The sequence below is a fragment of the Providencia sp. PROV032 genome, assembly GCF_028484875.1.
Taxonomy (GTDB): domain Bacteria; phylum Pseudomonadota; class Gammaproteobacteria; order Enterobacterales; family Enterobacteriaceae; genus Providencia; species Providencia rettgeri_E.
The window spans coordinates 153,863-163,350 of sequence record NZ_JAMPSX010000011.1 but is presented as its reverse complement, the minus strand read 5'-3'; the positions used below and the strand labels follow the sequence as shown (position 1 = coordinate 163,350).

The 9,488-nt window shown below is 40.1% G+C and carries 5 protein-coding genes; 1 reads left to right on the top strand and 4 read right to left on the bottom strand.

Annotated elements, in window-relative coordinates; translation table 11 throughout:
- A partial coding sequence (locus PSF42_RS10515; RefSeq protein WP_272679987.1) for an Ig-like domain-containing protein occupies positions 1-4,101 on the top strand: 4,101 nt, incomplete at its 5' end.
- Positions 4,102-4,173: 72 nt separating this feature from the next.
- On the opposite strand, the gene PSF42_RS10510 is transcribed toward PSF42_RS10515, so the two are convergent.
- From PSF42_RS10510 to PSF42_RS10495, 4 genes are all read right to left on the bottom strand, one after another.
- Positions 4,174-4,992 carry a helix-turn-helix domain-containing protein gene (locus tag PSF42_RS10510; protein WP_125895235.1) on the bottom strand — a complete coding sequence of 273 codons (819 nt, stop codon included), beginning with the start codon at positions 4,990-4,992 and terminating at the stop codon, positions 4,174-4,176.
- Between the two features lie 497 nt (positions 4,993-5,489).
- Complete coding sequence (locus PSF42_RS10505) at positions 5,490-6,716, bottom strand: SGNH/GDSL hydrolase family protein (RefSeq protein ID WP_125895237.1); 1,227 nt, start codon at positions 6,714-6,716, stop codon at positions 5,490-5,492.
- On the bottom strand, positions 6,688-7,857 hold the full coding sequence (locus PSF42_RS10500) for an SGNH/GDSL hydrolase family protein (RefSeq protein ID WP_125895239.1): 1,170 nt from the start codon (positions 7,855-7,857) through the stop codon (positions 6,688-6,690). Before PSF42_RS10500 ends, PSF42_RS10505 begins: the two co-directional genes overlap by 29 nt.
- Complete coding sequence (locus PSF42_RS10495) at positions 7,844-9,262, bottom strand: MBOAT family O-acyltransferase (RefSeq protein ID WP_272679986.1); 1,419 nt, start codon at positions 9,260-9,262, stop codon at positions 7,844-7,846. Before PSF42_RS10495 ends, PSF42_RS10500 begins: the two co-directional genes overlap by 14 nt.
- Between the last annotated feature and the right edge of the window lie 226 nt (positions 9,263-9,488).

The window sequence follows — 9,488 nt, the reverse complement described above, 5'->3', positions numbered from 1 at the left end:
ATGTATGATTATCAGGTTAAAGTGACAGACACCCTTGGAAATACCGGAGCCTCTAAGGGGCAATTTACCGTAGATAGCCACGTCGCCCTGAACGCAGGCTTAGATCTGGCAAGCCAAGAGAATTCGAATGCTTTGATAACTAACCTAAAACGTCCTCAAATTAGTGGTACCTCCGACCCTGAAAGTAAAATTACTGCTGAGTTTAAAGGGAAAATTAAAACGGTTTATGCAGATAACCAAGGAAAATGGTCTCTGACTTTTGATGTCGATGCGGATGTCGGTAAGGATAACCACTACAAGGTTGTCGCAGAAGATGCCGCAGGTAACCAAAATACAATTAATCAGAGCTTTACGTACCTACCTCCCTCATTAGAGGGGGGGAATGCGGAGCTTCCGACGCTTATCGCTACATTAGGTGCGGCGTATGATAGTGGAAAGAAAGGTGACTATATCACCAATATCAAAGCGCCTAAGTTTACCGGAGTTGCTACTGCAGGGGCTAACATTACACTGGTGATCGGGAATGAAAGTTTTCCGGCTGTGGCTGATAAAGTGACTGGTAACTGGGAAATTCAAGTCAAAGAGCTAGCGGAAGGAAATAGCCAGTACCTTGTAACGGCTGAACACCCAGTAAATGGACAAACAACAGATATCTCTGGAAATATATTTATTGATACCACTGCTCCGGTGTCCACGATTGAATTAAGTACAGAAACGGATACTGGAACGAAAGGAAACTTTATTACTGCACATCGCAACCCTGTATTTACGGGAAAAGGAGAGCCGGGGTGTAAAGTCATATTGGAATTAAATAATGAGTCGATTCCAACGACTATCGATAATAATGGCAAATGGAGCTTAAAGCTTTCCAATGAATTACCAAAAAACTTTACGGGTGATTATAAAATTACCGTTACGGATGCGGCAGATAACCAATTTGAAAGAATAGGTACACTGATAATTAATGCAAATCCACCAGAGATAACGGATGCAGCTCTGGCTTCACCTTGGACGAAAGGTAAATTCTATGGTGAGAAATCGACGAATGACTTAGAAGCAACATTCACAGGAAAGGTAACCCCGGGTGCAAGTTTAAAATTTAAATTTAGATTAAGTAAGAAAGATGAGCATATTTTTTCCATCACCGATATTGATAAAGATGGAAATTGGTCTTTTCGCTTACCTTCAGGTTTCCTTAAAGAAGATCGCCGTTATGACCTTGATCATATGTCATTAATCGCTACGTCTCCAGCTGGGTTGACGGTAGAAAAGGCGATTGAGGAAAAAGGCATTCAAATAAAGGACAGTGTTTTAAAGGTGGGTTTTCAAGTGGCTGCAGAGTCGAGTAGCACAGGAGAAGTTGATAATTTACTGAGTTCAAGTCGTTCACCGAAGTTACAAGGGGGGATCTCAGGATCGTCTGATAGGGATGAACTTAAAGGAACCATTTTTATTGGCGGGAAAAACTACTCAGTAGATTTTGGTAAAAGCAGAACTTCATGGAGTTTTAAGGTCCCCGATGATGTTCAACTTCCACTAGGAGAAGTTCCCTATACGCTTAAATTTAAAGATGTTTATGGTTCGGTAAGGGAGTTTTCTTCTTCTGTATTTATCAGTGACTTTAAGTTTTACCTTGACCCGGATACGGATTCTGGCCAAATCGGTAACCACTACACCAATCATAAGAAACCTGTTTATAAGGGTAAAATAACAGCCGGTGGCACGATCACAGCGAAAGTAAATGGTCATAATTATCCTATTCAAGCAAATGAGAAAGGAGAGTGGCGTTTCGAAGTGCCTATTAAAGGGGATGGCGCATACCATATTACTTTTGTTCAAGATGATGGCACTGTTTCAGTAGGACAAACAACTCTCAATATACTCACGACAGAACCCGTATTTAATGGCTTCGAGATTGTTGATAAGCAGCTTCATGCAGGCACAAAAGTTGCGAATGTCGCGGATCCTAAATTGGTTTTCACTTATCATGGAAACATGGATTATTACCTGATCAGCGTGAATGGAAAAACAACGCGGCATAATAAGCTACAAAATAAATACAATGGTTCTAAAACGGTGTTTGCTAATGAATTAGCCTTACCTGACGGTGAGCATGTGGCAAAAATAACGGCTTTTGATATCGCAGGTAATAAAACTGAACATGAGGTGATAATTAAAGTGCTCAGTGATGAGTCTGGTAATGTCTCTCCAAGTATTGAATTTGGCGTGAATGGTAAACAACTTATTTCTGAAAAAGACGGCAAACTACTTTTCAACCAAAATGACCTAACACTGATGGGGACAACAAGTGTTGCCAGTCTGGTTACCATTAAAGATATAAATGGAAAAATACTGGGTACGGCAAAAGCCAATAATCAGGGGATTTGGCAAATACAATTACCCAATGATATTGTCCCTGTCGGTATTCAGGATGGTGAAAATATTAAACTATCGGTTACGGCAAAGGATTTAGTTAATCGTGAAACGCAGTTTGAGTTTGATTTGGTGTATGACATTACGCCTCCAGAATTAACTGGGGAAGTGAATGAGATGCTGAATGGGACTAATGTCTTGAATAGTAGCCAACCCACGTTTAGCGGAGAAACTAAAGCCAATGCAGACGTCAGTTTGACGATCAATGGAAATATTTACCATACGACTGCTGATCATGAAGGGAACTGGCAGTTTACATTACCTGCAGAAAAGTCACTTGCTGATGGCACATACTTTTATGAAATAGAAGCTAAAGATGTGCTTGGACAAATAAACCAGCACAAAGTATCCGATAACTTTGTTGTAAACACAGTTGCCTCAGTGACAGGGGAGCTCGATCCCGATTTAGACTCCGGTGCTAAGGGCGATAACTGTACCAATATCAATAAGCCCATATTTAGTGGAATTACTGAACCAAATGCGGAAATTCGATTGGTTTTTGATAACAAAGTTTCTTTAACGTTTGTCGCTACTGCCAATGAGAAAGGCGAATGGACGCTCCCTGTTGATATTGAATTGAGTGATGGTCTTCATGAGTATGTTATTTTTGCAAATGATAAGATTCAGGGGATTAAAGGCCAAGTTTCAGGGCAATTGGTGATTGATACATTAGCGCCTGACTACCTGATTGGCGGTGTTGTAAACCCTGTTAGCTTGACGACTCAACAGGATATTTTAACCGATGTCTCTAACCTGACTTTTGCAGGAATTGCAGAGCCTGAAACTCATGTACGGTTAACGATTGGTCAACGGGTTTATACCGATATTAAGATGAACGAACGCGGTGAGTGGGCGTTTACTTTACCTGATGCACTAAAAGATGATGATTATCATTATCTAATTGAGGTAACGGATATTGCGGGTAACATTGGTACACAACGTTTAACCGGAACAGTGACCGTTGACACGACGCCCCCTGAGATAACGGAATACGGCCTAGATCCAATGACTGACTCAGGTTTATTAAATGATGGCGTAACTAACCATAATCACCCAAAATTCAGTGGAATAACAGAACCTAATGCATTGGTTGAGATCACTATCAACCAAAAAACATACCAAGAGAGCGCCAATGAAAAAGGGGTATGGACAATTCCTGTAACAGAGGCTCTGAGTGATGGCGCTTATGATTACCTTATTAAGGTGAAGGATAAAGTCGGTCATAGCGCGGTAAAAACAGGGCAAGTCATCATAGATACTAAATCACCTGAATTGAGTGGGAATTTAGATGACTCAACGAATACAGCGGATAAACAGGATGAAATTACCAGTATCAATATGCCAAAGTTCAGTGGTGTAACAGAGGCAGATACCATGGTATTTCTGACGATTGATAATCAAACCTATCAGCAAAAATCAAATGAAGTGGGCCGATGGGAAATCTCGATGGATAGCCCATTAAAGGATGGCATCTATGACTATGAAGTCAATGTATATGATCAGGCTGGAAATCAGGCACAGGTTAAAGGGAGTATTACGATTTATTCTGATTTACCAGATGCAACCGTAACTCCAGGGCCAACCGATAATAGTGATGTTACTCATGTTGATATTCCTCCGATAGATACCACATTGGTACCACTAGATATTGATAATCACTATTTTTAGTCAAACGGAGCCTTACCCTGAAATGGTGAGGCTCAAGTTTCGATAGGAGATGATGTGAAGAGATATCGGGTATTAAAGCAGAGGGTAATTAAGGTTTGGTTGGGAATGAAAACTTTTAAATGCCAGTAAGAAATAAGGGACATCATCATAGCCGACTTCTCGGGCGATACGTGTCATCGGCATATTTTCCGTTCTCGATAATATCATCGCTTTATTCATTCGGGACATTAAACTAATCTTGGAAAAATTCGTATATTCACTGGCGAGCCTTCGTTTAAGGGTTGAAGAGCTCATATGGAGTTTTTTCGCGATAGTATCTAGGGTATGACACTGTTTTCCAGCGCTATGAAAAATTAAGTCATACACTTTGTCTTTTATCGAAATATTTATTGATGCATACAATGTAGAGGTAAATTCATTCACTAATAAAAAAAATGACAGAATAAAATTTAAATGAATATGAATTACATTATGGTTGCTAGGGGCGTTAATTTCTTTAATCGCAGAGTGAAATACATCTTCAATAATCGGGTTTTCATGCAAGCCAGTGCAACAAATTTGGCTTGTTGAGGCGTTTTTTTTCTTATTAATAAACAATTCGGCATGCTGTTGATAAAAGGATTTCAACATATCTGTGGTCATTGGAAGGACATCGATAGCCAGTCGATTGTGATTATCACGATTGATTATTTCAATTGAAGATCCTTTGGGGAGAAAACAGATATCTGAGACTGTCAGCGTTTGCCATGGGCCTTCTTCTATCCGCATTTCAATTTCACCTGAACTCACTTTAAATAGTAGTGAGTGCGTTAGATAAAAGCTATTTTTTATTTTATTGGATAGGGTTTCAATATAAGAATGAAACGATTTCACACAGAAATTAGTCGACATTTTTGAACCTAAATAAATATTGTCTACGATTGCTACCGTAAAGTTATTCTGGTTGTGTCAAAGAATTGTTCACGGCTTCCATATTGTTAATAACAAACCATTAGCTTGTATAAGCTAAAATACGATTTGCTATTACCTCCTGATTTAATAAGCATCAACGTTAGCGGTGGTTTATTAAAAGGAACGTAGGGATACTAATTTTATGTGGGGGATATTGATTTAATTAATGGTCACGATTTTTTATGTTTTTTAGAGGGAACAATGAATTCGCAATTAGTCAGTAGTATTCCGAGAACTGTGTTTTTAACATATTGTTTTTATTTAAAATAGTCATTCCAAATTTAATGTCGGAATTGAATTTTTAGGATAATAAGAAGATAAGTAAGAAAAAAGCCAAAGGAAAATGACAACGATCAGGCGATAAATATAAAAAAAGTGCAAATAAAAAGGCAGGGGCATTGAAGATACCGCTGCCTTATTGTGTGTTAAACCAATAATTAATTTAATAGTTGGCTTAACTGGCTATATAGCCCTTGCGCACTCTTCTTATAACCTTCGGCAGAGAGATGCACATTGTCTGGTCGGGCTAAATCTTGTGCTGCCCATGTGCGAATTGAGCAAGGGCCACCCATAAAGGCTTGCCAGTCCCAAAATAACGTATTTTCTTGAGCGGCCACCGCCTTTTGAATTTGAATCACGCTCGTTAAATTCACTGGCATTTGAGCTTGGCAACTTGCTGCATCATTAAATTTAAGTGAATCATTCGGGCCGACAAGTAAAATAACGCTATTTGGCATTTGTTGGCGAATTAGGCGAATTTTAGCGCGCAAATTTTGCTCGTAAGCGGCTAAATCTAACGTATCGTTAAAAGCCTCATTGGTTCCATAGGCTAAAATCACCATGTCAGGGGACATTTGTGCTAAGGTTTCGCTCCACTGTGGCTGCCATTTATCTGCCATACTCAATGTTGCACCATTGAGCCCCAGCGCGGAAAGCATAACTCCTGGCTTTTGTGAACGCACTAACCATCCACCGATTTTTAGCCCATTTCCTTTATTAACGGTAACTTGAGCTGGAAGCTGGGTATTGACAGGGGAAGAAAATACCCATTGATTTCCTGTAGCGGGCAATGCCACGTTAGGGGAAACCGCAGGAGCAACACGCATTTGTGAATCACCTGTGCTTTGGTATAGAGTTTGTAGCTGATAAGCCCCTAGCGCAGGTTGTAAAGGCTTGAGCACCACTTTGCTATTAGCGGCTTGTGGCTCGGCGATTAGCCCACCGAGTGGGTAATCAAAGCGTTCATCTTTACGGCTTGAAGCCAGTGACCACTCTTTCTTTTCGCTCATACGGTTAATGGTTGCTGTTCGTTGTCCTGGTACTGAAATTGGCGGAATAAAACCTGGGCCTGCATCACCATAACGTTGCTGAAGCAATGTTCTTAAATTGCCACTGAAAAAGTCAGCAGCAGTGTGTGAATCACCAATTTGGACGATGTGCACTTGCTGGTTACCTTGGCGCAACTTATTCGCCAACTGTGGCAAATTAGGCTCTGCGTTATTGACCAACTGTCCTTGTGTAACCGCTGGCTGACTTTTAGGCAAGCTAGTTTTACGAGTTTTGTCTGATGTATTCTGGCAAGACAATAAGCCCAGCGACAAAAGCGCAATCACGCCACCCGCCAATATTTTGGACTTAGCTTGACACAGTTTGTTCAGTTTCATGAGGTTCCTTTTCTTCCTCTTCTTCGAAATGAATGAGTGAGAATACTTTTTCAGCGATCAATTTTTGACCTTTTCCGCTGAAATGGATCCCGTCACCACTTCGCAATTTAATTGTACTGCTTGCATCACCGATATAGTCAGAATAGGTGTCGCCTTGGTATTTAAAGACATCATTGACTGAAAAGTAAATTTCACCGTTATTCTCAACTTCAGATTGGTAGAGGCTACTTAAGAATTTCATACCATCGGAGAGCGAATTTTTACGCATATTAGGTGGACCAACCCAAATAACATCAACATTGTGCTGGCGAGCGGTTGATACTATATCATTAATCCGCTCACGGTACACTTTTTCCCAATTTTCACTTTTAAATTTGACGTATTTAGAACCCGTTTGTGGGGGCATATCCCAAGGGTCGTTAGGCCCTAAAAAAACCACTAAAACCTTAATGTTGGGGTTATCATTCAATGCCTTGGCAATGGTTTGGGGCCAATTAAAAAAGCGTGGATATGCCAGCCCTGTACTTTGTTTGCTTAGATTAATGCTATCGATATTATATTTTTTCAAGAGCATGTTTTTAACATGTGGAGCGACGCCTTGCATCATGGAGTCCCCCGTAAACAGAACTTGTTGGCCTTTTTCGATATTGGCAATATGTTTTGCCACGATTGGCTGTTCTTTCTTGATTGTAAAACCACCAAAGCTAATTTTCTGGTTTTTCTCCCAAGCTTGTGGTCGTTTCAGCCGTTCAGGGAAGGTAACCGATAAGCTTTCAGCCGGATAAATATAGCCATTTACGAAGTGAAGACCAATTTGAAACTCTTTGGGAAAATTGAGTTTTTTATCTTTATTGGCGAGTGCGAGCGCCGCGGCTTGTTTGTCTTCCTGCGCTTTTTGTCCTGATGCGTAGTAAGTGAATAGGCTTCCTGCCTCAAGCGCGCCATCATGTAAGTAAGCGCCATAATCCCAGATAGGATTACCTGCCATTTTCGCCCATGGGGTATCTTGGTGATATTTTTGTTGCCAAAATCGCTCTAGCGAGCTTTGATTCAACCAAATTAATAATAGGCCAGCAATTAGGACAATAAATAAAATCTGCCCAACCTTGATTAGGGTATTTTTAAACTCAGAAGTTAGCATAAATAAACCCCGGCATACCTGAAGGAGAAAGCATAAACATAATGGTTAGAATGATCGCGAGTGGAATAGGGTAATAATACCAAGGAACGGTTTGGTATTTTTTTGCCACATAATGGTAGCCTTGTACAAAATAAGGGTAGGCAATCAGCAGTAGCCAAAATGCGACTAATAACCCTAAGCTTGCATTAATAGAAGCGATAAAACCAAGGGCCATGATTTGATTGACCATTAACAGTGCATCATCAAATGAGGCGCTACGGAAAAAAATCCACGCAAAACAAACGAAATGGAAAGTTATAATTCGTGATACCCAAACTGATAATGTCTTATTCGGGATCACTTGGGTCCATCCTAGTTTTTCCATGCATAAATTCTTAAGATTAAGTAACACAATCCCTAATCCATGAATGACTCCCCAAACTACAAATGTCATTGCTGCGCCGTGCCATAATCCTGAAATGACCATCGCAAGGAATACATTGGTGTTCATACGGCTAAAACCTTTACGGTTACCGCCAAGAGGAATATAAACATAGTCGCGAATAAAGGTCGATAAGCTGATATGCCAACGGGCCCAAAACTCTTTTAAATTTGCAGCTAAATAAGGGGCGTTAAAGTTAACAGGGACTCTGAACCCTAATAATAACGCGATACCTGTCACCAGGTTGGTATAACCGGAAAAGTTAAAGTAAATATTCCAAGCATACGCATAGGTTGCTACTAGGATCTCCCCCGCACTGTAACCCACGGGAGCGTCAAAGACTGGATTGACAAAGTTTTCAGACAAGTACGAGCTAAATAAAAACAATTTCACTATCGCTAATGAGATAAGCAATATGGCTTTTCGAGGATCTAAAACCTCACGGCTTTCCGCTTGTATTTGGGGAAGAAAGTTCTTCGCGCGGTTGATTGGCCCAGCGACAATACTCGGAAAAAATGCAAGATACAATGTCACGTCAAAGAAATCGGCTTTAGGAATTTCTTTTCGACAAACCGATACGGTATAGCTGACTGAGTGGAATACATAAAAGGACAGCCCAAGTGGTGCAAGTATTTCCAATATAGGAAGACCAACACTAAAACCAAATTTGTCGAGAGTCTGCTGAATAGTCTCTTGGAAGAATGAGTAATATTTAAAGGTGGTAAAGAAGCCAACAATGACCGCGGTAAGAATACCGTATATCCATCTACTCGAAAGCCAATTAGTTGCCACATTGGTAAGCAAATAAATAATCAGTGTGTAGCTAAATAAAATATAAGCAAAGTCAGGGCTAAATGAATAAACAAAAAAATAGCTAGCAGTGATTAATAAGCCATTCTGTAGTTTTGCACTGGGCTGACAACCCCAATAAATAAGAAAAAAAATCAAGAAAGAGCCAAGAAACTCAAAAGAGAAGAAATTCATATTAGACTCAAAGATGTTAATTATTTTGTTAGAAGGTTAGGGTATATGATATTTGATCTCTTTTTCTATGCAATCAGAATATTGCTTGTCATATTTCGAGCGGTGACTTTGTTGGCTACGTTCAGCTACCCTAGTCACATACTTATGTATGCTCCTAGGGATATCCTCTCTTGCCACCTCGCCATCACTCGAACTATTTAGAGCAATAGAGTAAATCTAAAAATTA